Origin of the sequence: Absicoccus intestinalis (assembly GCF_033971885.1) — a bacterium.
Taxonomy (GTDB): domain Bacteria; phylum Bacillota_I; class Bacilli_A; order Erysipelotrichales; family Erysipelotrichaceae; genus Absicoccus; species Absicoccus intestinalis.
In genome coordinates this window covers 1-22,712 of sequence record NZ_JALBUS010000014.1, presented here as the reverse complement: position 1 = coordinate 22,712, position 22,712 = coordinate 1, and the positions used below count along the sequence as shown (strand labels likewise).

Genomic DNA, 22,712 nt, shown 5'->3' with positions numbered 1-22,712 from the left:
GTATAGATGTGTCTGCACATAGCGTGCCTCCTAGGTCAATTCATTATCAACCCTCACATGGTCCTGATATATGGAAGCTATTTCTTCGCATCCTGTGATAAATGCCATGATTGCGCCAACCCCTTCTTCTGTAACAGCATCGATAAGGACATGTTCGAATCCATCATTGCTTCGGATATGTTTCAATTCTCCATAATGTCTAGTTTGAATGGTCTGCACCAATGTCTGATACAATGCAGACACTGCCGCACATACGATATCCTTTCCTTTTGGTGCATATCCTGCATGCCCTTCGATTTGGATATCGAACCATTCATCATATTTAATCGTGATATGTATCATGTTCAATCCCTTTCTTGCGCTAAAAAAGCCACCATGAGGCGGCTTTATCCATTTAATAATTTACATCCAATGAAAGATATCCAGCGTCATAAACATCTTTTTTAGACGGTGCCTGCACTGCCGTGCCTATTCAACTGGTCAATTTGATTGTTTTTCAATCTCATGCTCAAGCCATATTTTTCCTGCATAATTAATTATTTCAAGGGTGGTAGCATCTGGATTGTCGTTCATGAAGTTCATTACGCGATCTGCATCTTCTTTTGTACCGCCCGCCAATGTTCCGACAGTCACAACAAAATCTCTACTTGTATTTATTTTGTGTAGTTTTTGCTTCAACTCTTTTTTAAATTCAGGTATATCACTCATATTGTTCATCAATTGGTACCTTTCCAATTATACGGTAATCATCAAACCCATGCACTTCTACCGTATAAACGTAATCGCCTATTGGTTTGTAAATGATTGGTTGTTTTAATTGCTCTTTTGTAAGATTAGTATTCAATTCGCTCATTACCTGTGCATACTCATCTTTAGGCAATCGAACAGTCGGTATATTCTTTGTTGAATAGTTTACCATTTCCGGCTTCATATTGCGAGAAGTATTCGATATATTTCCACCTTTTAGTTTCTTGATTGCCTTCGAATATTCCGGATCTATTTTCCCTAATTCGCCTTTATTGTATGCCACGAAGGATTCTGCAAGGTATTCGTTTTTTGAAGCTGTTGCGTAGCCGGACAACTTCGGAGCATATTTGTTCATCCGGGCGCCAAGTGCGTTGTTCGTCTTTGCATCCAGACATTCCCATGCGACATGATGCCCATACTCATGTGTCAAATAGTCTTTTACAGACCCGTCTCCCACAAGTGCCCGACCAGCATCTTTATACCTTTGTGCCACTTGCCGTTGGGTACCCGACAATTTGTCGAGGTTATTCATGACAATGTTCCACGCTTCACTTGAATCGGCATTATATTTTGCAAGGCTCGCTGAATCTTTGAGCACCTTCCGGTTGATATACACGCCATGCTGGATGGGGTCATATGCCATGACTGCATCTTCGCTTGTAAAGATCTTCTTTCCTTTTGGGCTAGATGGGTCGATAGATTTTATTCCTGCTATTTTTTTTGCACCCGGATATTTCTCAGTCAACTCTTCCAATGTCCGGTTTATCTGGTTTGCATGCTCCAGAGAAATGCCCGTGTAAGATGCTTTTCCCTTAAATATGCGATCCATAAACTCGCTTTCAAAATACTTCTCTGCGCTTTTCTCTGCCTCTTTCACAGATTTGGCAGGAATAAATGTATCAAGACTTTTCTTTTTCTTCCACTCCTCAAAATCCAAGCCATGATCCTTGTATGAATCCAACCATTCATCATATTCCTTGCGGTCTAGATATGGGCCTGTGGAACAATGGCAATTTGGATGCATTGGTGGTGCGTTTTCTCCCACCACCATCTTGGATACCTTGAAATGCTTGCCGTCCAAGGCTCTGCATATATCACAACAGTCGGCAAGACCACAAGCAATGTATTCATATTCTTCAATATTTTCGTCTTTGTATGACTCTTTTTGAGCCTCTATCTGTACTCTTGCCTGTTCCGTCCGCAACAGCCTTTCGGCATCACGTGCCGATACATCGAATCGTTTGCGAAGTTTTGGCACGAATTCCCTTGGATTGCGTCCGCCAATCAATGCCGTGGTCAATATGTTGGTCATCTCGTTCCGAAGCTTGTCCTGGTGCTGCCATATCCGGTCTGAAAAGGTGGCATTGTGAAAGCTTGAATTGACTATGGCCTTGGCTTTTCTGTCTGCATCATTCATGATGGTTGGACCAAGTATTGCAGCATTGTGTCTGAGCGTTTCGACCACATGATCTGTTAGCTTTTCGCCCATATATGTTTTCAATTCGTCATGTCCGGCTACTAGATCAAGACCAATGCTCGATTTCAGAAGTTCCAACCGATTAACTTTCATGGTCATGTTGTATAGTCGCATTTCTTTATTGGCCTGGTCGGAGAAGTCTTTCTCCTTCACATATTTTGCGGCCTTGCGCATATAAGCTTCGATATCAATGGTATCCGCTCTCTTCTTGGCTTCTGCCATGGATATGCCCTCTTTGTATGCGTACCTTTCAAAGAAGGAATTGATCTCTTTTTCAATTTCATCGAGCATGTAATCGTAAATGGCCTGAACTTCATCGGCCTGAGCTTTTTCGCTCTTTCGATTCTGTGCAAGCCATTCTTCTTCTCGCTTTCGCCAGTAATCACTGCTCTTGCTCATCCTTGCCTACCTCTTGGCCTTGGTTTGGATATACCGGATTGTTCCCAAAAAATTGGTTGACGATTGCATCATTTTTTTCTTGCTGTTCTTCGTCGATTCGCTCGATTTCTTTTTGCGGATCGTCAACGATCGACAAGACTGACAACTGCGTTGGCTGAGATACGATGCCTGACAAGTTCTGCGCAATCTGCGTTTCTTCAAAAAGATTCTGTGGAATATTGCGCGTAAAGTGGTAACTCAATCTGATCCAGTCAGATTCGGTCATTGAGTTGACCGGATTGGAGAAGATGATGCGATATCTTCGGTTTAGCCCCGGCGTGAACTTGCGCTCCTTCGCCTTTGCTAGATTAGACATGGACTGAAGTTTGTAAGCCATGGCGATACCTGAACTGTTTCCAAAGTTCTCGTCATTGATGTTCGCAATCATGGACACCTGGTAAATCAATCGCTCCATTCGATTTAACGCATTTTCCTGGGTGCCGTCGGCATTCGGCTTTTCCAGGAACCCGACTTCGACCGGACTTTCCGACATATCGCCCTTGAAGGAAATAACTCGATGGTCACGCATATCACGAAGCATTTCATTAGTTAGCTCAGGGCCAAGTATCTTGAGATAAGCATCAGCAAAAGCATCCACATCATTGAGCTTTTCAGATAATGCCTTGTTGTACCCGATGATTAGCGAGTATACCGATTCAAATACGGCCATACGCGATTCGTTCTCCAGGAACTCTGTGGCTGGAACATCACTGAAATTATGCGGTCTGAACTCATCTTCGAGATAATGCAGACCTCCATCATCTGTGAACGGCCATACATCGGTTTGTGTAAGCACTGAGCCATGCATGATCTTCTTCGAATCATAGTAGTACGTTACGAAGTATCTAGGATGCTGTTCATACGTATTGTCATACACCATGAATCCTTGTGTTGGATCTAGATGAAAGATGGATACATCACCGCTTTCGCCATTGGTATACAGCTCATATCCCTTGCCGTAAATCGAGCAGAAACGGCTCAATTCGGCATTATTGTCTTCAATATCGTTGTAACTGTCGAGCATATCGAGATAATCAGTAACTTTCTTATCGTCGGACTTGACCTTGATGGGAATTCCGATGAAATATCCATTGAAGGTATCAACCAAATATTTTGCGAAGTTGACAGTCACACGGTTATCAGGTTTCCAATCTTCCTTGTCCTGCCATGTAAGGTTAGGATACATGTTCATGTACGCATCTTTCAGAACCTTGTATCGGTTCGTGATCAGGTTCTTATGCTTGGCAATCAGCTCGCCAAGCTTGGTGATCGTCATATCTTCATCGTCTGATATACAGATAAGTTCATCAGGTATGATGATCGATCTAACATTTTGCTGTGGCATTATAATCCGCCTCCTACTCTGTTGTATCCGATGCTCGGCTTGCGCATGTTCTCGATCGAGTACCGTAATGCCGCCATCGCATCATCAAAAAAAGGAACTGGCTCGTCAAGATACGTGTTTGTCTTTGCATCTTTCTGCCACTTCCATTGCTGTATTTCTTTATACACATTGATACAGTCCGGATGGATATGTATCTTGTGCTGTTTCAAATAGTCAATCTGAGCGTGCACGGAATTCCTTTCCTTGTTCACGCCTCTTGCTTTATATCCGGCCTTTTTCCACATCTTGATGCGGTCCGGTTCCTAAATGTTCGTTTGCGCTCGCTAAACGCAAACCGACCGCCAATTTATAGGCGGTCAGCTATATATTTCTATATAGTTCAGACTATATCTTGCATTTTTCAATGCCCCTGCTTTTCGGTGCGCTTGCACCTACTCTACTTTCTTCTACCCGATCTTGGGTATGATTTCGATAGTCGTTGAAGAACTTCGCTACTACTTAATTTTTCATATGAGAAGTAATGCTTTTTGTGTGACTTTTCAATTCCTCTTGCAACATTAAATGCATGGTTCGAAAAACCGTCAGAAGTAACATCTATTGCATTTTCATAATACTTAATAAAATTTCCTTCTAAATCATAACAATACAATCCTTTTGAATTTGTGTATCTGCTATTTTCTTTAGCTGTAACCCATTCAAGATTTGATACATGATTGTTATGTTTGTTTTTGTCTTTGTGATTTACTTGTGATTTATTTAATGGATTATCAATAAACGCTTCCGCTACCAATCTATGAACTCTACACCATTTTTTTGAATTATCATTGCACATAAGACAAACATTCAAATATCCTCCGGTCTTTTCTAATAGCTTCAATTCAGTGTTTTCTTTAATTTTATAAATTGGATTTGTTGCATTACTTATTACTTTTCCATTATCACAAATAAAATAACAATCTCTTACATTCTCATATCCTTCAATCTCACATATTTTTTTTAACATGGTATTAACTCCTTTCTACCATATTATAACGTATGTGTGATTGTACGTAAACATAATAGCTAAATCCTTGCTGATTGTCCAATCCTGAACATTGTCACTCTTTGGTAGTTCAGGCTCTAAGGAGTTTCCAGCATTAACAGGGTTAAGTGCCAAACCGGAATCTTAGCACTATCGCACCACATACGCAGATGCTTCCGGAATCCCCGGTCATTGGCGATATCGATCAATTCGTCGGTATCCTTTTCGTATTCATACATCTCTCGACATATGTATATTTCATCGTCTTTGAAACCGACCTCAAGAAGGCAGTCCGCATGGTTGAAGCCAAAGTCCTGTGCATTGACCATATAATCGAACCGTTCCGGAGAAATGTTGAAATCCTCAACCACATAATTGTGTAGGATCAATCCGCCTGTTTCGCCCCATTCCCCGAGGCCATAAATTCTATATCCTTCTGGGTCCACTTCTTTACGGCGCTCCATGCGTCGGTAGTAGCCTTCGTCGATGAATCGATTCTCTCGATACGTCGAGCTGTGCGTGAACACATCCGGATCCTTGCGGTCAAAGAACTGTGCCTTGATCCAGTGCGATGCGCTCACCGGGTTGAACGTCATGCGTATCTGATAGAACTGTCCAGGCGGAAGCACACCACGCAGACGGTCATCGATGATCTCAAAGTCGGATTGCATCAGCTCGGTTGCTTCTTCTATCCACACATCTGTAAGCTTGCCTCGCTTGAATGTGATTGACTTTAGACGTTCACGCTGATTATCGTCCTTCATACCACGGAATATAATCTGATTGTTATTGCTGCGACATTCCATGATCATATTGCTTTGATTGATACGCCAGTACCTTTCCCATTTATCGCCGAACATACGAAAAATAGCACCTTGCAATTCCGCAAAAGTGCTATCTCTATTTGTCACGTCAACTTTTCGCACACACAAAAGGTTTCTGCCTTTGTCTTTCATCAATCGAAGGATATAATGTTGTGCCGTGTCTACGCTCTTGCCTGATCCGGCGCTTCCTTTCATGACGACATACCGACATTTGGACTGATCAGGCTCTTTGAATATCTTATTCGCTTGAATCTTTATCTTCATATTCAACCTCAATATTCAAATCCATATCCACATTGGAATCAATCTTATCCGTGAACATGGCAAACGACTTGCCCATCAACTCAGATGCTCTGATCCGATCCTTCATGGATACATTGATTTCTGTTTCGACCTGATGCCCTTCATTGTCATATCGCAATACGGTATCTTTTTCTTCGCCTCGCATAACTCTTGTCCAGAACTCGCGGATCTCTTTCGCATCGGCTGTCTTCTCCTCGTCAATCTGTTTGAGTTTTTCTTCAATGGCCTGTTTGATTTCAGGTTTTTCCAGGTTTTCGGGGCCAATGGAATGCGCACTTTTTTTAGAGTATCCGGCACGAATTGCAGCCTGTGTAGCGTTTAGATCAATCAGATATTCCTGGACGAATCGCTTTTGCTTTGCCGTCAGCTTCATGCCATCACCCCTCTCTAATTTACAAAGACCATAGTCCTAATTTCTTAGCTCTGTTTATTAGCTCGCGATTTCCAGATTTATTAATTGTAGCATCTGCATGAAAGCACCTCGTTGAATCCAATAAGGCTTTCGGGAACAACATCACATCGATGTATGATCGGCATTTCATAAGGACCGGTAACATCAAATGGGTCATATATGTCCAGATTATATTTTTTGTAAGTCAATTCTTTTCCTGCCATGTAGTTCCAACCTTTTCAAGCACGATAAAAGGCGGCATGCCTGATGCATCCGCCTCGTGTGCTTATCTACTGGCTACCTTTCCGGTAACTCTGTACACTATCATATTACTACGTAAAACCGGTTTACAATGTAAACTCTTTACGATTCCACCCCAAAGATATACCTTTCGGCTCTATCTTCGCCGATAGTTTCAACTGCTTCTTTTAATTCTTCCTCAGAATCAAAGTAAATTGATCCTTGATAATCAATCAACTTCGTTGAATTACGTAAGATATTTCCACTTACATGTTCATGCGTGATGAAATAATTCTTTGTTCTTAGCTTTAAACTCCTATGACCGCCTAATCGAATCATTTCTGTTTCAACTTTTCTACGCTCAACCTCAAATTCTGCTTCTTCCTTAGTAAGGAAACAATTACCTAATTTTCTATTTTCGATTTGGACAGGAAGGTGGGAAGTATAGTTACCCCATGTTTCAGATAAAACTCGTCCATCAGAAGCGATAAAAAAACATTTGTCACCATTTTGCAAGTTCCACACGCTTTTAGGTTTATCAATATATGTTTCTAACTTTGATTCTGGTCTTGTATATATATATTTCTTTCTATCAGCTTCAAGGTCATACCAGTATTCATTTCCCGAAAAACTATACCTGTTAATCTCTACTACAGTATAGATATCACCATCTTCGATATCTCTTACTTTTTGCCCCTCTTTGAATTTAGGATCTTTGATTTCCATTCTTATTCACCTCAACATAACTTTCTGATTTCTTTTTTGATGTGCTTCCACATTCCCTGCCGTGTATATCCATACTTCTCTGCCACATCCCACTGATTCATGCGGAATATGTACAGATCAAACAGGATGTTCTGGTCACGTATATCAAGCAGTTCAATCAATCGGCATTCGTTGATGCGTCTGCGATAGTAGTTGATCTCCAATTCAACTTGTGAGGCAACCTCCATCAAAGCAATCGGACTCTGATACTGGTGTTGATACGACGGCATTGGCAGTGGCGAGTTCAGCTGTTCGCGTGTCAATCTTGGACCATTATGCGACAGTCCCAATTTCTGATTGCTGATGACCTCCAGTTCCTCGTTTAGCTCAATGATCCGTTGGCAGCAATAGTCCAATGATTTCATATCATTGAGCACCTGAGAGACTTTCGCGTTCACGCGAAGCCCTCCACCAAAGAAACCAGCCGCGAATCTTGCCATCTTTTATAGCGTTTTTCAAGCTCCGCAAACTCTTCTTCGGTCGTACCGAAAACTTCAAAGTATCCATAATCACAGCATATCAGCAATTCAAAGTATTCGCCTTTGAACAGTGTGAACATTTCATCATTAACGATATTCGGCTCGTCGAACAGTCCACAATCGGCACGCCAGAAGTTTTCTTCCATGAGCTCATTTACTTTTTCAAATTCCTGTTGCCTGGTCATACTATTCTCCTTTCATACTTCTAAGAGCAGATACTGCATCAAATGCGGTCGATGCAGTGTATATCTTCTCGCATGACTTTAATGTCATATGATGATTGATTACATAATCAAGTATGCTTTCTTTTTCGTACTTTTTTATCTGGTCAAGATTCATCAGGTCACGCTTTGATAGACCGTACTGGATGCACAGTCCGCCAAGTTCCATTTGGAGCTTGCGGTTCTCATCCTGTGCTTTGAATGCCGCCAAACTTCTGCTGTCTACAGAACCGAGACAGCCTTTAACAGCCAGTTCTTGACGGATTTCCTCGATGGACCCAAGCGAATCAAGATCATTGATGGTTTTAACGACCTTATCCAATGTGTCTTTCTTTACTGGTTTTCCTTTTCTGATCTTGGCAAATGTGCAATCGGATACATGTGCATATAGAAAGATGTGATATGATCTAAGGCCAGGATATTTTTCAAGAAAATCATTGATCGTATCCGCTGTTGTCTTGCTATCGACCGTAAATACGGCTCCTTTGTTTGGCATATTAATCCTCCTCTTTATTCGGCTGTCTGTACTTTTTCATCCACTGTCGGTAACAGCCATATGAGCAGAAATAGATGTAACCGTGCTTTAAATTGGACGTCTTATACGCCCAATCACGCTTCAAGATTGATATTATTTTGCGCTTTCCGCACCATGCACAGTCGATGTTGTCAAACTTCTGTATCTGCATCCGATCCCACCTTCTCGATCGTATTTGGATCCACTCTAACAGTAGATGTTCCGTAAGGATATTTCTCTATGATGAAACAGCTCAGTCCGTCATAGGCAAGCTCTCCCCGTACCTCTTTTCCCGTAACGATTGATTTTGCTTTATATGTGTCCATAGGCCCCTCCCCTAAAACGGCAGGTCGTCGCCTTCGATGCCGATCGTGTCAACATCGCTTGTGTCTGTCCTGTAGTATCCATCCGATGTGCTCGGCGATGGCTTAGGTGGTGTCTGATGCGGTTTGGCATTGGCACGCGGTTCCAGGAAAGTAAAGCTTTCGACAAGCACCTCCGTGATGTATACACGCTGTCCTTGCTGATTCTCATAGCTTCGTGTTTGCAGATGCCCATCCACACCGATCAATGAGCCACGATGTAAATATTGCGCCATGGCTTCGGCCTGGCGGTTCCATGTGACACAATTGATAAAATCGGCTTCAGGTTGCCCTTCGACCTTTCGGCTCCGGTCAACGGCAAGTGCAAAGGATACATACGTCTTCCCTGTCTTTGTTGTCCGTGGCTCCGGGTCTTTGGTTAGACGACCGGTCAATACGATTCGATTGATCATGATAATTCATCCTCGTTCGATTCCATGTCTCTCTTAATTGCTTTTGCTTGAGCCAAAAACAGCAAATATGTTACTTTTTCTCGACCTAGATCTTTTTCCACAAGTTCGCAAAACCTTGAAAATAAATTTATCGAAAATTTTAATTCAATTTTTGTTTTTTCCAATTCAGTCATTGTTTTTCCTCCGCATTTTTATTTGATCGAAGATATGTAACTGTAATATCATTAATGTTATTTTTATCATCGGGTTCATATTTGATATCCAATTTTTTCATTGGCTTTGATCCAAGGCCGTAATCACAAACCGCATTCATCTTGCATTCCGAACAATCGCTATCATTGATTGTTGCTTCACAAAAGTTTTTGAGCACGGAAAGTAGTACATATTCATTTAAATCATCTGTTTTGATCATTTCCAAAAGTCCTCCAATTCTTTCACTTGTTTTTCAATTTTGCTTGGATGTTTCTCTTTCATCGCTTCCAACTTGCTTTTTGGGAATGCTTCATCTGGAAGCAAGATATCTGCTTCGTCGCCATACTTCATCAGTTGTTCCCATTGCAGGGATATGGCACGCATTACGTGAGGAAAGCGCTTGGCCGAATAGCATCCGTTAAATTTCATATAATCGTGATGATTGGCCAACCACTCGGTAACGTCGTAGATAGCTTTGTGATATCCTTTGCGATATTCTGCATACGGTTTGAATGCACTAAGCCTTGTCATGATCGTTCCTCCTCACTCATTTTCATATGTGTCATCCTCCTCGTATCTGTCGCCCCATCGTTCTTCGTAGTTTGGCGAACGCCAGTCCAGTGAATCCATCGATTCACGCTGTTGTTCGATACGTTCAAGCTCCGCATCTGTGATTATTCCGTACATTTTTTAACCTCCGTAAATGCACTTTTAAGCACCATTCTCATTAACGCTACTAAATACTCATATTTTCTTTAAATCTCAATCTAAGAAACGATTTGGTGGCAATTATGCATATTCTGTGCCTCCTCTGCTTCATCCACACTAGATTCGCCAAATGTTTCCAGTTGCAATTCTTGTATTTCTTTTAGCAATTCCAATCTCTCTGGGTCGGATGGATCTGGTTCAAATTTCATCCGCCTTGCAAGCTCTTCCGGTATATGGTTCCAGTCGTCCCACGTTGCCCATTCGACATCTTTGTCGTTGTATGTGATTTCCCCTTTCTGTGGAAAGTGGGAATACCAACGGTTGGGAAAAGAATTATCATTTGCCGAGCCGTCGAAGACGTTCATGTATTTCTCCAGTTCACTCACGTAAGGAAAGAACCTTGATACTTTCTCATGTTGTGCAAATGCATCCTCTACGCTTTGTGATGGCACATCGCTGAAAGCTCTATGCCATTCGTCGATAAGCGCAAATTTTTGTTCTTTTGAGAGTCCATTCAGATAGGTCGTGTATTTCGATTTTTTTCTGTTTATAAATTCGATCACTTCATTTTTCGTCATGATGGCTCCTTACTAAATATTGCCACTACACTGCTAAGAACGGCCGGCACGGCTTTTTATACATTCTTATTCATTCTTATACATTCTTGTATGTGAACACTTGATGAACACTTGATGAACACTTGATGAACAAGTTGATGAACACACACATGCATTTTTTGCTTATTTAATTGTGAGAATATGCCTTAAACAAGGCATTTCAATAACTTTGTTTCGATGAACAAAAATGATAGCTTTTTTGAAAAATCACATAATTCTTTGACAAAAAAGGCCGTTTTTTGATGAACACGCTATTTGTTTTGATATTTGTCCCAATTCGATACAGTGATGACACTGTATTTATTCGTCGAATCGATAGAGATCATATCCATCTTTTCAAAAAGCTTGAGCCATCTAAATAAAGTTACGCCTGTGATATAGTCTTTTTTTTTGCAGTTGCGATTGTACTCTTCTTCTATATCGTTCCTACCAGTAATGAATTGTCCCTTGTCCAACCGCACGATTCGATTTCCGACAAGGACGTTCTGAGGCTTGTGGCATGCCTTCATCAGGCAATAGGACCATAATTTGAATTTGTCGGAATCGCACCATACATCATCATCCATGATCTGACGATACATCTTGATATATCCTCGTCTTGCCATTTGTTACCTCACTAAAAAAATATAAAATAAATAAATTCTTTAATATGTTAAATTTCTTCTATCATAACAATCGTTCGCGGCACATCTGAGTACCATTTGCGAACGACCATCTCGATGACCTGCTTATCATCGTTGTATGCCACACTGTTGAGTGCATCCAATACCGCTTTTGCGACGTTGTCACAATCCGGCCTCTTGGTCGGCCTTATTAGCCCATCCATCATGAGCAACTTGCGCTTCTTTGGTGTACTTATCGGTATCGGGAAGTACGCATCTATCTCAACACGGCACTGTCCTTCATACGGCTGATGGCCTGGCACATGCTGTGTGAAGGCAACACGTACCAGGTTCTCAAACTCGACCGTTTTCTTATCGGTATAGGTATGCCCATACCGCGTGAAGCGTGGCCTTCCTTTGTGCCCGGGCTCACCAGGCACGCTGAAAAGGACCGCCATTATTTAACTTCTCCGGTATCCGGATCCGTATGTTCATCAACATACGATTCTTCATATTCGACGTCAAAGAAGTCATTTTTGACGTCTGACATGTTGTTATCTGATTTTGGGTCGAACTGTTTGATTGATTCGTCCTGCATGACGGCTCTAGCAAGATCTGTCTTCTTCGGTGCATATTTCAGTGCCCGTTTAAGCACTGTTTTCTTTGCCATCTCATCAAATTCGGTCTGCCAAGGACCGTTGGTATACGTCTTTGAGTATTTCTTCATGTGCTTTTCAACATCTTCACGGCTCATGACCTCGAAGCCGAAGTTTTCGCCATTGCGCCATACGGCATAGTATGCGATGGCTTCTCCGCGGTCCTTCATGGCTGGAACATGCTTGATATCCGGATGCAGACCAAGTGAATAATCGAATTCGTCATTGGCATAGACGACATGGGCATCGACATTGGTACCGGCTCTCTGTGCAAGCTCGACCATGCCTAGATACCCAATCTGGAACTGGCACTGATTCTTGTAAGGGATCAGATAAGCCTGTCCCAATGGTGTGTTAGGTTCAAGGCCTAACTGTGCAGCATTAAGCAGTGCACCAATGAACGACTGCGGTGTACAGCTTGCCAGTTTCGGTGTGTTCGTCACGGCAGTTGTAGCAATCCTTACGAATCGTTCCGGGGTCATCACGGATGGCAGGGCCTTGGCAATCTCGCCCTGATACATCGTGATGTAGTCCTTCATCGTTCGATTGGTTTTCTTGGCCACACTGTTGTTGGCCTTTTTTGCAATCATTCCCTGTTGATTTGTGGTTGTCATTCTTCTTCCTCCTCTATTTCTTTGATAAGGAATCGTCTTGTCTTTGATTCCTTTACATATTTTTCATAAATATCTGGATTTTCTTTTTTGAATCGGGTCGTGTCGAATCTTTTCGATACCGATTCCTTCCAGGTGATGTTGGCATGATTGGAATACGCATATACGGCATCTCCCATCACGTCTTTTATTTGATTTTCATACTCCTTTTGTATCGTCTGAAGCTCTTTCTGCTTGGACTTTAGCTCGAGGAGCATTGATGTAAGATCATCACTTATGATCACACTTCCGGCATCATCAGATGGATGAAATACCTGGTTGAGTGCTTCACTGGTCGAATCGGTCCCGTCTACTGGTGGCTCCTGATCCGTATTTACATAGTTCCAAAACTTATGTTCCTGTTGGATCAAGGCTTCTATTTCTTCTTCATTGCGTTCAACCTCGAAAAAATAGAATTCCTTTCCAAGGACAAGCACGGCAATATACCACTTGTCCATTCCTGTGACGGCCATATAGTGCATGCACTGCGCGTAATATGACGCCGGTATATCACCTTTGTCATATCGTGTTCGGGTCAATGCATTGGCCGTCTTGCACTCAAGACCGGCATTCTCACCAACGACCAAACGATCGACATTGGCAAGCATGTATGGATGCTCTTTGGACTGGTAAGAAAATCCGCTTTTATGGACTTTTTTACCAGTTGCTTCCATCCATCTGCGAGCAACGTAATCTTCTAGATCCCGTCCTTGGCGCATGGCCTCATTGTCCGGTTTTGGTGTGATCCGTCCCGTTTTTTCGCACCATAGATAATATGGCGATTTGTACGGATTGAATCCCAGGATAGCGCCGGCATCACTGCCTCCTATCCCTTTCATTCGATTTTCCAGCCATTCCTCATGACTGGATGGAAGTTTGTGTTTTATGAATGGTTTCAATTTTTGCCTCCTTAGTTTTTTATCCATGAGCATGACGGGCCAGGCAGGCGATATGAATCAACCAACGATGCCAGTGCGAGTAAATGTAAAAAATATGGAAAGGAGGTCTCGCACAAAGATTTCAATCATGCAACCAAAAACTGTAGAAATTTGCCTACCCAGTCCGTCATGCCCACGGATTTGTGTTATACTGTTTATGTGTTATTTTTATATGTGGCTGATCTATGCATCAGCTGCTTTTTTTTCGCTTAGTTCCTTCTTGAGCCGTGCCACGAACGGCTTCAGATGGAACACCTTGATCAGGTCGTCAGTCAGATAGCCCCACCCATCTACGAAATAGATGCGGCCCTTTACCTTTCTGATTTCTCGGTTGACGACCGAAGGCGAACGATTTAGCACTTTTGCGAATTCCGCGCCAGTAAGGTACGGACACTCAAGAAGTTCCAGCCTTTCCTTTGCCGTACACATAATTCCTCCTTTCTATAGAATCTTGGTTGCTATATCTGCGATCATGGCTATGCCGCTATCGAGAGTGACATTGATCTTTTTCTTATGGCCGTTTTCGAATTAGGCTACTACGATTTCATCATCATCCAGCTTGGTATACTTAAGTTCGACAAGATCGTGTAGGTGTCGTGTCTTTTTTAGCGCTACTAAAAGAGCATCACATATCGCTTGTTTATCCTCGCCCATTGTGATCGCATTTAGAATCGCATTACGTATCGCTTGTTCATGCTCTACCATTCCGATCACCTCCTTTCTATCCGCCTAAAAGGCCAACCACAAGCACACATACTATGAATGCCGTGATCAGTATGAATGCATCACGTCTGTCGCATTTTTCTTGGTGCTTCTTTTCCCGGATGGCATCCTTAGCCATACGGGCATCGATTTCTTTTTGAATCTGCGCATCAGTAATGCGCCTCATGAATTCATAATCCATAATTTCTCCTTTTACGTTACTAACGTACTTAACAGCTAAAAAAATATAGATCAATCAATATTTATCACATTGATATCATCTATACCCGCTATTGTCATCAGCGCAATAATCTCAGTGCCGGTCCACTTAGCGTTTCCTTGTTCACGTTCCTGTAGTTTTCTTTCAGACATAGGAACCCCAAGCGCCGTGATTTTTTCGGCCATTTCTTTTTGAGTGATGCCCATATTTATACGGATTGCTTTCGGTGTTAATTTCACCACTATAAACCGCCTCCTTTCCGAGAGTACGTTATTAACTAACTCTTACAGTTGCTATCTTATACCACTGTATGTACGTTGTCAACGTACTTTTCGTTATTATTTGTTTTTTTTATGTTTATACTAACGTTATTAACGTATTTTATGGTAACATGGGCATATAAGGTGGTGAAAACAAAATGAGAGAAAAGAATGATATTGATATTCTCAAATATCAAGGAACGCTTTTACGTAAATATAGAAAAGAATATAGCAACATGACGATGGAACAAGCCGCAACTGCATTAGGCCGTTCTAAAACCTGGCTGTCTGATATTGAAAATGGAACCAACAATATATATGCCCAGGACATGATCATGCTGCTAAAGTTGTATCATGCAGACATTAACGATTTTTCCAAGGAAATGTCTGAGTACATGAACAATAGTATTAGCAAATAAGACATTATCCATGTCACAAATTCTAGTAATATGATTTTAAATTAAGAAAGGCGAAAAAAATGGGACTGTTCAATCTTTTTAAGAAAAACAAATCGAAACAAAAAAAGGTAAAATTGGATAATACCTTTTCTCGTGAAGATTTTTATCAAATGAACTATAAAAGAGATTTTCAAATATTGCACGATTCAAAAGAACTACTTTTATCAACAAATAATCCATCAGTATTTTTTTCGAGATATGATCTTTTCTACGAAAAACTGAATAACCTTGTCGACGACGAAAGGAAAGGCTATATCGAAGCAGAGAATGGAACTTATAAAGAATATTTCGACGTGGTTTCAAAAGATGATTTTCGGAATGAATTGATAAAGGAATTCATTGACCGTTCATGGAACAAGACTTGTGTAGATGCGTCTGAGCTGAAAACACAAAGAGGCATAAATAATCGAATAAATAAATATAAAACAGAAATGTCTGAGTTTGATGATCATATTCCAAATGATTATATAGATTACTATATGTCATTAAGCTATTCAGATTGGAAAGCGAAATTTCAAAAATTGACCAAACCGTCAGGTTACATCGACAGAAGAAAATACAATGATGAAATTGATCGAGCCCAACGTTTAGAAGCAAGTCCCGAATTCAAAAAGAAGGTGATTGATAGATATTATAAAGACTATCCAAACAAGCCATATATTTCCAAAGATAGAGAGTTATATGTAAATGATTGGTTTCAACAAGCCGATTTGTTTCCAAACTCAATAATTCCAAGAAAAACAATGGAACGGTTTGACGACGGACTATTACCTGGAAATGTATATATGCTTTACTGGATAAATAAATATCCCAAAAAGAAAAAGATACCCGGATATTTCGAATACAGATACGGCATTGATTTTACGAAAGAACTAATCGTTTTGAAATCAAGCAAATACCTGGATGAAAATAACAAGCTTACAGAAAAGGGCTTAGATGCAATAAACAAACATGTTGATGTAATCAATGAGCATCGGTTATACAAATAAATACATTTATCGCAAAATAAAAGCACTCACTGGCGGTGAACAAACTTCAACAAACAAACCGTCATAGAGCGCTTGTGCATAAAAAGAAAATAACTAGTCAACCATTTTTCTTTTTATGTGCTCATTTTATCAAAATTTTATAAAAATAGAAAGGATGAGTACTATGTCAATTTCGACCAGGATGCATAACGGCAAAAAGCAGTGGTCGTACAGATGTTACTATACGGACCATACTGGAAAGAGGAAACAAAAAAATTCGAAGTGGTTCGATACGAAGAAAGAGGCTACAAGAGCGGAGGCGCAGTTCATTGAAGATGCCAAGTCTTCGAGCGGTACCAAGCTAAGGAGCATTGTAAAGGACTACATAGAACTACATAAATCAAACAATAAGCCGGAAACCATCGAGGACAAGGAATACATATTATATACGTATCTGGAACCGTTGCTCGATGTGAAGGTCGACCGGATCAAGCCGGCCATGATCAAGCAGATACTGGAATCTGATGATATCCAAAAGCTGTCCACGGCACGCAAGAATAAGATCTATATCTATTTCAAAGGTGTGTTCGAACATGCATGCAATTTCTATGACTTGGCACGCAATCCAATGCGTTCTATACCATCATTTAAGATGACGGAGAAAGAGCGTATGCATGAGATGACCATTTATACACCTGATCAGTTTCAAACGTTCTGTGATGCGATTCCGGAGGCCAAGCGTGAATTTATGATCTTCTTCCATCTGCTGTTCTGGACCGGGCTTAGGAAGAATGAAGCTATGAGTCTCACATTTAATGACTATGATGGAAAGCGCGTAAACATTTGGAGGCAATTAAAGCGAAGCTCGCACAGTGAATTCACGGTCCTCAAAAGTCCAACGTCCAAGCGTACCGTGGCACTGGATAAAGCCACAATAGAGCTACTGAATGAACAAATAGATAAATATAAGGGCATGCCCGGATTCAGTGCAGACTGGTTCCTTTTCGGCGGATACAAGCCGCTATCCTTGACCAGTATCGACCGCGTAAAAAAAGAAGCCATCGAAAAGAGCGGACTTCCTTATATACGTATCCATGACTTCCGGCACTCTCATGCATCGTATCTGATCGACAAGGGCGTCAACATGTACAAGATATCCAAACGGCTTGGACACAGCTCGATTACCATCACGATGGACAGATATGGACATCTGCTTGATCGTCAGGAAGATGAGATACTGGATGCTATAGAAAACGGATGATCTAGATATAAATAAGATATAAATAAGATATAAAAAATAAAAAAACCCTTTAAATAAGGGCTTTTATGGCATATGGTGCCGAAGAGAAGATTTGAACTTCCGACCTACGCGTTACGAATGCGTTGCACTACCGCTGTGCTACTCCGGCATCTGTTCATAATAATACATGAAACCGGACAGTATTTCAAGATAAAATTAGTAACCCGTATCATAACTTCCACTATAATAACTGCTATCCGTAGATGTATCATCTTGCATTGTTGTATCTGTATAGCTAGATGAATCGGTAACATCGCTGGATGCATCCGCTGAAGTATCCGTTTGTTGTGAGGAAGTGGTATCCGATGTTGAATAATTACGATACGATTTACACAACTGCGAAAATGTTTTTGTGGATACTTGCTGACAAAGTGTGTCAATTTGTTGCTTATCGGTCTTGGTTAAACTATCGTATGTATCTTCATACGAAACAATCGTTGCTTTCTGGTCTTCTGTATATGTAGCCCAATTGTTAATAAACGTGGATAACTGATTCAACCGATCTGCTTCTTGTTGTGCTTTTGCCTTTTTTAGATTCGTAAAAATAGTGGTTAATTTCTTTCCGGTCTGCTCTTTAAAATACGCATTGATATTGGTCTTTTGTTCATCCGTCAATTGATCGTATTTCTTTTGATAATTCAACAATTCACTCTTTTCTGTATCGGAAGACATGCTCCATTCATCCGCATAGCCTTGCAACGTTTGATATGTCTTTTCCATCGATTGTGTGACTAAATGTTGTGGATCATAAATTATGGTCTTATAGGCATAGCCTACCAACAATCCAGCAATTACTAAAACAATGCATAAAAAGACAATGAGTCGAAATTTAAACGAGTTTGATTTTTTTTGATGCTCAGTTAATTTCGATTCTTCTTTTTCATTTTCCTGGTACAATGTCCGTTTTAATTTGATCCGTCCCGTTGCGCCCATCCGAATCAGTGTATCCGTCAAAGATAAATCTTTATCCGTCTCCTCTTTCTTTTTAGATTTGATTTTTTTGATCACCCTTGTTGATTCAACAGGCACTGTTGCTTCTTTATCTTTATTTTCATTGATAACTTTTTGAATATATTTTAACGATTGATCCCCTTGATCAAACGATATTGATTTGGTTGTGAAATCAGGAACATCCAATTGATCGAGCCTTTCTTGTGATTCACGCAAACGATCAATAGCACTTTCCTTCTTACTATTCTTTTTCTTCTGCTCCATTTTGATCCTCTTAATGATTTTTATTTTACCATAGGTATATCGAAAACGGCATAAAAAAAACGAGCATTGCTCGTTTCTTTATTACATGGTGCCCAAGGCCGGACTCGAACCGGCACGAGCTCATCACTCGGTGGATTTTGAGTCCACTGCGTCTACCAATTTCACCACTCGGGCATCGCTCATTTATAATACAACATGTTGTTCATACTTGCAAGCAAAAATTTTGTTTATTTTATGAATTTGCGTATAATTAAATACACAAGGAGGATTTGGACAATGAAAGTACTACTTGGATTAAGCGGTGGCGTCGACTCAGCGGTAGCTGCCTATCTACTCAAGAAACAAGGACACGATGTCACCTGTTGTTTTATGCGAAATTGGGATAGCTTTGCCAATAATGACATTGCTGGCAATCCTACCATTCAAGACCCTACTTGTCCACAAGAACAAGATTATTTGGATGCACAAGCCGTTGCAAACAAACTCGACCTTCCCCTAGAACGGGTCGATTATATCAAAGAATATTGGGATCATGTCTTCCAAACTTTTTTGAACGAATATGCCAAAGGCCGTACTCCAAATCCAGATATTCTCTGCAACAAATACATCAAATTCGACTCTTTCTTTCAATATGCGATGGAACATGGCTTTGATGCAGTCGCAACAGGACACTATGCATCAACTACAGAAGACCATGGATTCAAATACTTGAGTCGCGCTGCTGATCATAATAAAGACCAAACGTATTTTCTCTGTCAAGTCAATAAAGAAGCCTTTCAAAAAACATTATTTCCTTTGGGCACCATTGAAAAACCTGAAGTACGAAAAATCGCAAAACAATTAGAATTGGATAGTGTCTCAACCAAAAAAGATAGTACTGGCATTTGTTTCATTGGTGAACGAGATTTCCGTAAATTTCTAACCAATTATCTACCAAGTCAAAACGGAAAGATTGTGGATATTGATACACTGGAAACGGTTGGCGAGCACATTGGTGTTTTATATTATACCATTGGCCAACGCAAAGGATTGCATATTGACCATGTAAAAGGACCATGGTTTGTCGTTGGTAAAGATGTTGAAAAAAATATTCTTTTCGTTTGTCATACGACCCATAAAGGCTGGTTATATAGTGATTCATGTCTGGTCAAAAACGTCAACTGGCTTGTCGATGACGCATATCCGATTCCTGCAGATTGTACGGCAAAATTCCGCTATCGTCAGCCCGATCAAGACATCCATTTAGAACGAATAGATGATACAACCGTCATGGTCCATTATCCCCAGAAGATATCGGCCATCACTTGTGGTCAAGAAGCGGTCTTCTATGATGGTACTATCTGTTTAGGTGGTGGCGTCATTGAAGAAGTATATCGAGATGGCAACGATCTAAATCAAACAATCATACATCGCTATCAGGAGTCGACTCATGCCCACTGAAGTGTTGGAAGCCAAACTTCAATACGTGATCTTTGAAAATCCAACCAACCACTATGTTGTTGCCCAATTTTCAGAAACCAAGACCTATCACGTCTTTATAGCCACAGGAATGATCGATGGGCCTTTAGAAGACCAAATTTATGAATTAAATGGACAATATGTAACACATCCTCGCTATGGCAAACAATTTCAGATCTTCTCAGCGCAAAAGAAACTCCCCAATACAAGCGAAGCCATCGTTCGTTTCTTGAGTAGCGATGCATTTCCTACCATCGGTAAAAAAACCGCTGAAGATATCGTCGATGCATTGGGCGAAGATTGTTTAAACCAAATCAAAGAAGATCCAAGTTGTTTGGATTCCATTCCTAAGTTAAACCATAAACGCAAACAAATCATCATCCAAGGTATCCAGGATTTTGATGGCTTTTCACAAACCTATGCCCAATTGATGCAATGGGGATTGGATCAAACGCGCATTACTTTGTTGCAAGAACACTATGAAGACGTCATGGATGTGATCGAAAAAAATTGTTTTCGTCCTTACTATGAAATTCATGGATTTGGATATAAAAGTGCCTGTAAGCTCGCAAATGGCATGGAAATTCCGGCCAAAGATCAGCGTCGTCAAGATGCATATATGCACGAAACCATCGGCCAGATCATTCTAAAAACAGGAAATACATACATCACTCTGCCTTGGTTGGTTGCATATTTATCACAAATTGACCAACAAAACATCATTGACTCCGTTAATCGTTTGGCCCAAAAAGAAATCATTCGGCTTGTCAATGATCGCATCTATCCATATCATCTCTATGAAGAGGAACAATGGATCAGTTCCATCCTGGTATCTCATTCTATACCAATTGACGAAATTGAAGTCGATACGATCAATGATAAAATCAAAGCCATTGAATTTGAAAACGCAATCACCTATGAAAGCATGCAGAAACAAGCCATCTTTACGTTTTTTCAAAATTCGGTCATGTTGATCAACGGCGGTCCAGGCACTGGAAAGACAACGATAGTGAAAGGTATTCTGGAACTCTGCCAAGACTTTTATCCCGATGCCAATATCCAGCTTTGTGCACCAACCGGCAGAGCGGCTAAACGACTAGCCCGTTTATCTTGTTACAGCGCCAAAACGATCCATTCTTTATTGAAATGGAATATGGAAGATAACACATTCGGAATGAACGAAGACGATCCCATTGATGCTGATTTTTTAATTGTGGATGAATTCAGTATGGTTGATACCCATATTTTTGCCGCTTTATTAAAAGCACTAGAACCACATTGTCGCATCCTTCTTATTGGCGATGAAAACCAGTTAGAAAGTGTCGGACCCGGAAAAGTATTCAAAGATATCATTGATAGTCATCTTTTCCCGATCATCCATTTGGAGAAAATTTTTCGACAAGCCAATGGCAGTGGTATCGTTACTCTTGCCAATCAAATTCGTACGGAACAAAATTGTACCTATGAAGATGGTGTAACCTTTATCGAACAACCTACCGAAAATATCATACCCACTCTTTTAAGCATCACTCAAAATTATGCCTTAGATGCCTTTGAAATCTTAGCACCCATGTATCATGGTGGTGCGGGAATCGATCAAATCAACATTGCGATGCAAAACCTGAAAAATCCACCAGCTGTAAATAAAGCGGAATTACACGTTGGCGCGACTACGTTTCGTGAAAATGACAAAGTCATGTTATTAAAGAATCTGCCTGATGATAATGTCTATAATGGCGATATTGGTACGATCCTTGCGATCGAAACAAAGAAAAAAGAATATTGTGTTAGTGTCGATTTTGGGGAAAACGTTGTCGATTTTGACAGTGATATTTTATATTATCTTAAACATGCCTATTGCATCAGTATTCATAAATCACAAGGCAGTGAATATCCGATGGTCATTTGTGTAGTGGATAAAATCAGTGCACGCATGCTCAATCAACGCTTGTTGTATACAGCCATTTCCCGAGCTAAAAAAGAATTATTTATCATCGGTCAACAAAGTTTGTTTGAAAGTAGTGTCAAAACCAAACAACGTCATATTCGTCAAACGAGCCTCAAACAAGCTCTACAACATCGAAAAGCGGAAAGTGAATAATGATATGATCCCCTAAAAGTAGACAGTACAAATACACAAAATGTACTGCCCTGCTTTTGGGGGATTTTATTATGGGACGAAAAGCCAAATATACATTTGAACAAAAGCTACAAGCTGTATTGGATTA

The 22,712-nt window shown here is 40.7% G+C and carries 32 protein-coding genes and 2 tRNA genes; 5 read left to right on the top strand and 29 right to left on the bottom strand.

The genetic code is table 11. From position 1 onward, the window contains the following. Window positions 1-30: 30 nt before the first annotated feature. The 26 genes from MOZ64_RS08745 to MOZ64_RS08620 form a co-directional block, all read right to left on the bottom strand. The gene (locus MOZ64_RS08745; RefSeq protein WP_320326183.1) at window positions 31-342 is read right to left on the bottom strand and encodes a ribosomal-processing cysteine protease Prp; all 312 of its coding nucleotides are present in this window, start codon (window positions 340-342) and stop codon (window positions 31-33) included. Between the two features lie 138 nt (window positions 343-480). Beyond that, window positions 481-708: a hypothetical protein gene (locus tag MOZ64_RS08740; protein ID WP_320326182.1), complete on the bottom strand. Its 228-nt coding sequence runs from the start codon at window positions 706-708 to the stop codon at window positions 481-483. Next, on the bottom strand, window positions 701-2,623 hold the full coding sequence (locus MOZ64_RS08735) for a minor capsid protein (protein WP_320326181.1): 1,923 nt from the start codon (window positions 2,621-2,623) through the stop codon (window positions 701-703). Before MOZ64_RS08735 ends, MOZ64_RS08740 begins: the two co-directional genes overlap by 8 nt. Further along, window positions 2,607-4,007, bottom strand: coding sequence for a phage portal protein (locus MOZ64_RS08730; protein WP_320326180.1), 1,401 nt, complete (start codon window positions 4,005-4,007; stop codon window positions 2,607-2,609). Before MOZ64_RS08730 ends, MOZ64_RS08735 begins: the two co-directional genes overlap by 17 nt. Before the next feature lie 436 nt (window positions 4,008-4,443). After that, complete coding sequence (locus MOZ64_RS08725; RefSeq protein WP_320326179.1) at window positions 4,444-5,010, bottom strand: HNH endonuclease; 567 nt, start codon at window positions 5,008-5,010, stop codon at window positions 4,444-4,446. 116 nt (window positions 5,011-5,126) lie between these two features. After that, on the bottom strand, window positions 5,127-6,116 hold the full coding sequence (locus tag MOZ64_RS08720; protein ID WP_320326178.1) for a PBSX family phage terminase large subunit: 990 nt from the start codon (window positions 6,114-6,116) through the stop codon (window positions 5,127-5,129). Beyond that, window positions 6,091-6,528, bottom strand: coding sequence for a terminase small subunit (locus MOZ64_RS08715; protein ID WP_320326177.1), 438 nt, complete (start codon window positions 6,526-6,528; stop codon window positions 6,091-6,093). The genes MOZ64_RS08720 and MOZ64_RS08715 overlap by 26 nt, the downstream gene beginning before the upstream one ends. 80 nt (window positions 6,529-6,608) lie before the next feature. Further along, window positions 6,609-6,770, bottom strand: a complete 162-nt coding sequence (locus MOZ64_RS08710; RefSeq protein ID WP_320326176.1) for a hypothetical protein — start codon at window positions 6,768-6,770, stop codon at window positions 6,609-6,611. A 139-nt stretch (window positions 6,771-6,909) separates the two neighbouring features. Next, entirely contained in the window at window positions 6,910-7,512 is a 603-nt protein-coding gene (locus MOZ64_RS08705) for a hypothetical protein (protein ID WP_320326175.1), read from the bottom strand. Between the two features lie 11 nt (window positions 7,513-7,523). Continuing rightward, window positions 7,524-7,949 carry a hypothetical protein gene (locus MOZ64_RS08700; protein ID WP_320326174.1) on the bottom strand — a complete coding sequence of 142 codons (426 nt, stop codon included), beginning with the start codon at window positions 7,947-7,949 and terminating at the stop codon, window positions 7,524-7,526. Beyond that, window positions 7,946-8,215 (bottom strand): hypothetical protein, encoded by a 270-nt coding sequence (locus tag MOZ64_RS08695; RefSeq protein WP_320326173.1) that lies wholly within the window; start codon window positions 8,213-8,215, stop codon window positions 7,946-7,948. Before MOZ64_RS08695 ends, MOZ64_RS08700 begins: the two co-directional genes overlap by 4 nt. 1 nt (window position 8,216) lies before the next feature. Next, on the bottom strand, window positions 8,217-8,747 hold the full coding sequence (locus tag MOZ64_RS08690; protein WP_320326172.1) for a hypothetical protein: 531 nt from the start codon (window positions 8,745-8,747) through the stop codon (window positions 8,217-8,219). A 170-nt stretch (window positions 8,748-8,917) separates the two neighbouring features. After that, a complete protein-coding gene (locus tag MOZ64_RS08685) occupies window positions 8,918-9,091 on the bottom strand; it encodes a hypothetical protein (protein WP_320326171.1) in 174 nt (57 codons plus the stop codon). 11 nt (window positions 9,092-9,102) lie between these two features. Further along, entirely contained in the window at window positions 9,103-9,540 is a 438-nt protein-coding gene (gene ssb, locus MOZ64_RS08680) for a single-stranded DNA-binding protein (RefSeq protein ID WP_320326170.1), read from the bottom strand. Next, the gene (locus MOZ64_RS08675; RefSeq protein WP_320326169.1) at window positions 9,537-9,713 is read right to left on the bottom strand and encodes a hypothetical protein; all 177 of its coding nucleotides are present in this window, start codon (window positions 9,711-9,713) and stop codon (window positions 9,537-9,539) included. Before MOZ64_RS08675 ends, ssb begins: the two co-directional genes overlap by 4 nt. After that, window positions 9,710-9,952, bottom strand: coding sequence for a hypothetical protein (locus MOZ64_RS08670; protein WP_320326168.1), 243 nt, complete (start codon window positions 9,950-9,952; stop codon window positions 9,710-9,712). Before MOZ64_RS08670 ends, MOZ64_RS08675 begins: the two co-directional genes overlap by 4 nt. After that, entirely contained in the window at window positions 9,949-10,263 is a 315-nt protein-coding gene (locus MOZ64_RS08665) for a hypothetical protein (protein ID WP_128520590.1), read from the bottom strand. The genes MOZ64_RS08670 and MOZ64_RS08665 overlap by 4 nt, the downstream gene beginning before the upstream one ends. Window positions 10,264-10,499: 236 nt before the next feature. Then, window positions 10,500-11,018 carry a replicative helicase loader/inhibitor gene (locus tag MOZ64_RS08660; RefSeq protein WP_320326167.1) on the bottom strand — a complete coding sequence of 173 codons (519 nt, stop codon included), beginning with the start codon at window positions 11,016-11,018 and terminating at the stop codon, window positions 10,500-10,502. Window positions 11,019-11,308: 290 nt separating this feature from the next. Then, window positions 11,309-11,662: a hypothetical protein gene (locus MOZ64_RS08655; protein ID WP_320326166.1), complete on the bottom strand. Its 354-nt coding sequence runs from the start codon at window positions 11,660-11,662 to the stop codon at window positions 11,309-11,311. Window positions 11,663-11,709: 47 nt separating this feature from the next. Next, a complete protein-coding gene (locus tag MOZ64_RS08650) occupies window positions 11,710-12,117 on the bottom strand; it encodes a RusA family crossover junction endodeoxyribonuclease (protein ID WP_320326165.1) in 408 nt (135 codons plus the stop codon). Further along, complete coding sequence (locus tag MOZ64_RS08645) at window positions 12,117-12,929, bottom strand: recombinase RecT (RefSeq protein WP_320326164.1); 813 nt, start codon at window positions 12,927-12,929, stop codon at window positions 12,117-12,119. The genes MOZ64_RS08650 and MOZ64_RS08645 overlap by 1 nt, the downstream gene beginning before the upstream one ends. After that, the gene (locus MOZ64_RS08640) at window positions 12,926-13,864 is read right to left on the bottom strand and encodes a YqaJ viral recombinase family nuclease (protein WP_320326163.1); all 939 of its coding nucleotides are present in this window, start codon (window positions 13,862-13,864) and stop codon (window positions 12,926-12,928) included. The genes MOZ64_RS08645 and MOZ64_RS08640 overlap by 4 nt, the downstream gene beginning before the upstream one ends. Before the next feature lie 222 nt (window positions 13,865-14,086). Further along, window positions 14,087-14,332: a hypothetical protein gene (locus MOZ64_RS08635; RefSeq protein ID WP_320326162.1), complete on the bottom strand. Its 246-nt coding sequence runs from the start codon at window positions 14,330-14,332 to the stop codon at window positions 14,087-14,089. Between the two features lie 99 nt (window positions 14,333-14,431). Further along, window positions 14,432-14,608: a hypothetical protein gene (locus tag MOZ64_RS08630; protein ID WP_320326161.1), complete on the bottom strand. Its 177-nt coding sequence runs from the start codon at window positions 14,606-14,608 to the stop codon at window positions 14,432-14,434. 16 nt (window positions 14,609-14,624) lie between these two features. Then, entirely contained in the window at window positions 14,625-14,807 is a 183-nt protein-coding gene (locus MOZ64_RS08625) for a hypothetical protein (RefSeq protein ID WP_320326160.1), read from the bottom strand. A gap of 50 nt (window positions 14,808-14,857) precedes the next feature. Then, window positions 14,858-15,067: a helix-turn-helix domain-containing protein gene (locus tag MOZ64_RS08620; RefSeq protein WP_320326159.1), complete on the bottom strand. Its 210-nt coding sequence runs from the start codon at window positions 15,065-15,067 to the stop codon at window positions 14,858-14,860. Window positions 15,068-15,243: 176 nt separating this feature from the next. Here MOZ64_RS08620 and MOZ64_RS08615 point away from each other — a divergent pair, with 176 nt between their 5' ends. The 3 genes from MOZ64_RS08615 (at window position 15,244) to MOZ64_RS08605 (ending at window position 17,772) form a co-directional block, all read left to right on the top strand. Further along, on the top strand, window positions 15,244-15,504 hold the full coding sequence (locus tag MOZ64_RS08615; protein WP_320326158.1) for a helix-turn-helix domain-containing protein: 261 nt from the start codon (window positions 15,244-15,246) through the stop codon (window positions 15,502-15,504). A gap of 59 nt (window positions 15,505-15,563) precedes the next feature. Continuing rightward, a complete protein-coding gene (locus MOZ64_RS08610; protein ID WP_320326157.1) occupies window positions 15,564-16,532 on the top strand; it encodes a hypothetical protein in 969 nt (322 codons plus the stop codon). A 163-nt stretch (window positions 16,533-16,695) separates the two neighbouring features. Beyond that, window positions 16,696-17,772, top strand: a complete 1,077-nt coding sequence (locus tag MOZ64_RS08605; protein ID WP_320326156.1) for a site-specific integrase — start codon at window positions 16,696-16,698, stop codon at window positions 17,770-17,772. A 73-nt stretch (window positions 17,773-17,845) separates the two neighbouring features. Here MOZ64_RS08605 and MOZ64_RS08600 read toward each other — a convergent pair. From MOZ64_RS08600 to MOZ64_RS08590, 3 genes are all read right to left on the bottom strand, one after another. After that, a tRNA-Thr gene (locus tag MOZ64_RS08600) sits at window positions 17,846-17,920 on the bottom strand. A 47-nt stretch (window positions 17,921-17,967) separates the two neighbouring features. After that, a complete protein-coding gene (locus MOZ64_RS08595; protein ID WP_320326155.1) occupies window positions 17,968-19,026 on the bottom strand; it encodes a hypothetical protein in 1,059 nt (352 codons plus the stop codon). Between the two features lie 86 nt (window positions 19,027-19,112). Beyond that, window positions 19,113-19,200, bottom strand: a tRNA-Leu gene (locus MOZ64_RS08590). A gap of 60 nt (window positions 19,201-19,260) precedes the next feature. Here MOZ64_RS08590 and mnmA point away from each other — a divergent pair. Continuing rightward, window positions 19,261-20,466, top strand: a complete 1,206-nt coding sequence (mnmA, locus tag MOZ64_RS08585; RefSeq protein WP_320326154.1) for a tRNA 2-thiouridine(34) synthase MnmA — start codon at window positions 19,261-19,263, stop codon at window positions 20,464-20,466. Beyond that, window positions 20,456-22,585 carry an SF1B family DNA helicase RecD2 gene (gene recD2 / locus MOZ64_RS08580; RefSeq protein ID WP_320326153.1) on the top strand — a complete coding sequence of 710 codons (2,130 nt, stop codon included), beginning with the start codon at window positions 20,456-20,458 and terminating at the stop codon, window positions 22,583-22,585. The genes mnmA and recD2 overlap by 11 nt, the downstream gene beginning before the upstream one ends. The last annotated feature ends 127 nt before the right edge of the window (window positions 22,586-22,712 follow it).

Coding starts and splice junctions, on each gene's coding strand:
- MOZ64_RS08730 (WP_320326180.1), bottom strand. CDS start 4,007: ATGCCACAGCAAAATGTTAGATCGATCATCATACCTGATGAACTTATC.
- MOZ64_RS08695 (WP_320326173.1), bottom strand. CDS start 8,215: ATGACCAGGCAACAGGAATTTGAAAAAGTAAATGAGCTCATGGAAGAA.
- MOZ64_RS08715 (WP_320326177.1), bottom strand. CDS start 6,528: ATGAAGCTGACGGCAAAGCAAAAGCGATTCGTCCAGGAATATCTGATT.
- MOZ64_RS08725 (WP_320326179.1), bottom strand. CDS start 5,010: ATGTTAAAAAAAATATGTGAGATTGAAGGATATGAGAATGTAAGAGAT.
- MOZ64_RS08635 (WP_320326162.1), bottom strand. CDS start 14,332: ATGTGTACGGCAAAGGAAAGGCTGGAACTTCTTGAGTGTCCGTACCTT.
- MOZ64_RS08605 (WP_320326156.1), top strand. CDS start 16,696: ATGTCAATTTCGACCAGGATGCATAACGGCAAAAAGCAGTGGTCGTAC.
- MOZ64_RS08740 (WP_320326182.1), bottom strand. CDS start 708: ATGAGTGATATACCTGAATTTAAAAAAGAGTTGAAGCAAAAACTACAC.
- MOZ64_RS08705 (WP_320326175.1), bottom strand. CDS start 7,512: ATGGAAATCAAAGATCCTAAATTCAAAGAGGGGCAAAAAGTAAGAGAT.
- MOZ64_RS08615 (WP_320326158.1), top strand. CDS start 15,244: ATGAGAGAAAAGAATGATATTGATATTCTCAAATATCAAGGAACGCTT.
- MOZ64_RS08655 (WP_320326166.1), bottom strand. CDS start 11,662: ATGGCAAGACGAGGATATATCAAGATGTATCGTCAGATCATGGATGAT.
- MOZ64_RS08610 (WP_320326157.1), top strand. CDS start 15,564: ATGGGACTGTTCAATCTTTTTAAGAAAAACAAATCGAAACAAAAAAAG.
- MOZ64_RS08625 (WP_320326160.1), bottom strand. CDS start 14,807: ATGGATTATGAATTCATGAGGCGCATTACTGATGCGCAGATTCAAAAA.
- MOZ64_RS08665 (WP_128520590.1), bottom strand. CDS start 10,263: ATGACAAGGCTTAGTGCATTCAAACCGTATGCAGAATATCGCAAAGGA.
- MOZ64_RS08735 (WP_320326181.1), bottom strand. CDS start 2,623: ATGAGCAAGAGCAGTGATTACTGGCGAAAGCGAGAAGAAGAATGGCTT.
- MOZ64_RS08595 (WP_320326155.1), bottom strand. CDS start 19,026: ATGGAGCAGAAGAAAAAGAATAGTAAGAAGGAAAGTGCTATTGATCGT.
- MOZ64_RS08745 (WP_320326183.1), bottom strand. CDS start 342: ATGATACATATCACGATTAAATATGATGAATGGTTCGATATCCAAATC.
- mnmA (WP_320326154.1), top strand. CDS start 19,261: ATGAATTTGCGTATAATTAAATACACAAGGAGGATTTGGACAATGAAA.
- ssb (WP_320326170.1), bottom strand. CDS start 9,540: ATGATCAATCGAATCGTATTGACCGGTCGTCTAACCAAAGACCCGGAG.
- MOZ64_RS08710 (WP_320326176.1), bottom strand. CDS start 6,770: ATGGCAGGAAAAGAATTGACTTACAAAAAATATAATCTGGACATATAT.
- MOZ64_RS08645 (WP_320326164.1), bottom strand. CDS start 12,929: ATGACAACCACAAATCAACAGGGAATGATTGCAAAAAAGGCCAACAAC.
- MOZ64_RS08670 (WP_320326168.1), bottom strand. CDS start 9,952: ATGATCAAAACAGATGATTTAAATGAATATGTACTACTTTCCGTGCTC.
- MOZ64_RS08650 (WP_320326165.1), bottom strand. CDS start 12,117: ATGGCGGTCCTTTTCAGCGTGCCTGGTGAGCCCGGGCACAAAGGAAGG.
- recD2 (WP_320326153.1), top strand. CDS start 20,456: ATGCCCACTGAAGTGTTGGAAGCCAAACTTCAATACGTGATCTTTGAA.
- MOZ64_RS08720 (WP_320326178.1), bottom strand. CDS start 6,116: ATGAAGATAAAGATTCAAGCGAATAAGATATTCAAAGAGCCTGATCAG.
- MOZ64_RS08685 (WP_320326171.1), bottom strand. CDS start 9,091: ATGGACACATATAAAGCAAAATCAATCGTTACGGGAAAAGAGGTACGG.
- MOZ64_RS08675 (WP_320326169.1), bottom strand. CDS start 9,713: ATGACTGAATTGGAAAAAACAAAAATTGAATTAAAATTTTCGATAAAT.
- MOZ64_RS08630 (WP_320326161.1), bottom strand. CDS start 14,608: ATGGTAGAGCATGAACAAGCGATACGTAATGCGATTCTAAATGCGATC.
- MOZ64_RS08660 (WP_320326167.1), bottom strand. CDS start 11,018: ATGACGAAAAATGAAGTGATCGAATTTATAAACAGAAAAAAATCGAAA.
- MOZ64_RS08690 (WP_320326172.1), bottom strand. CDS start 8,747: ATGCCAAACAAAGGAGCCGTATTTACGGTCGATAGCAAGACAACAGCG.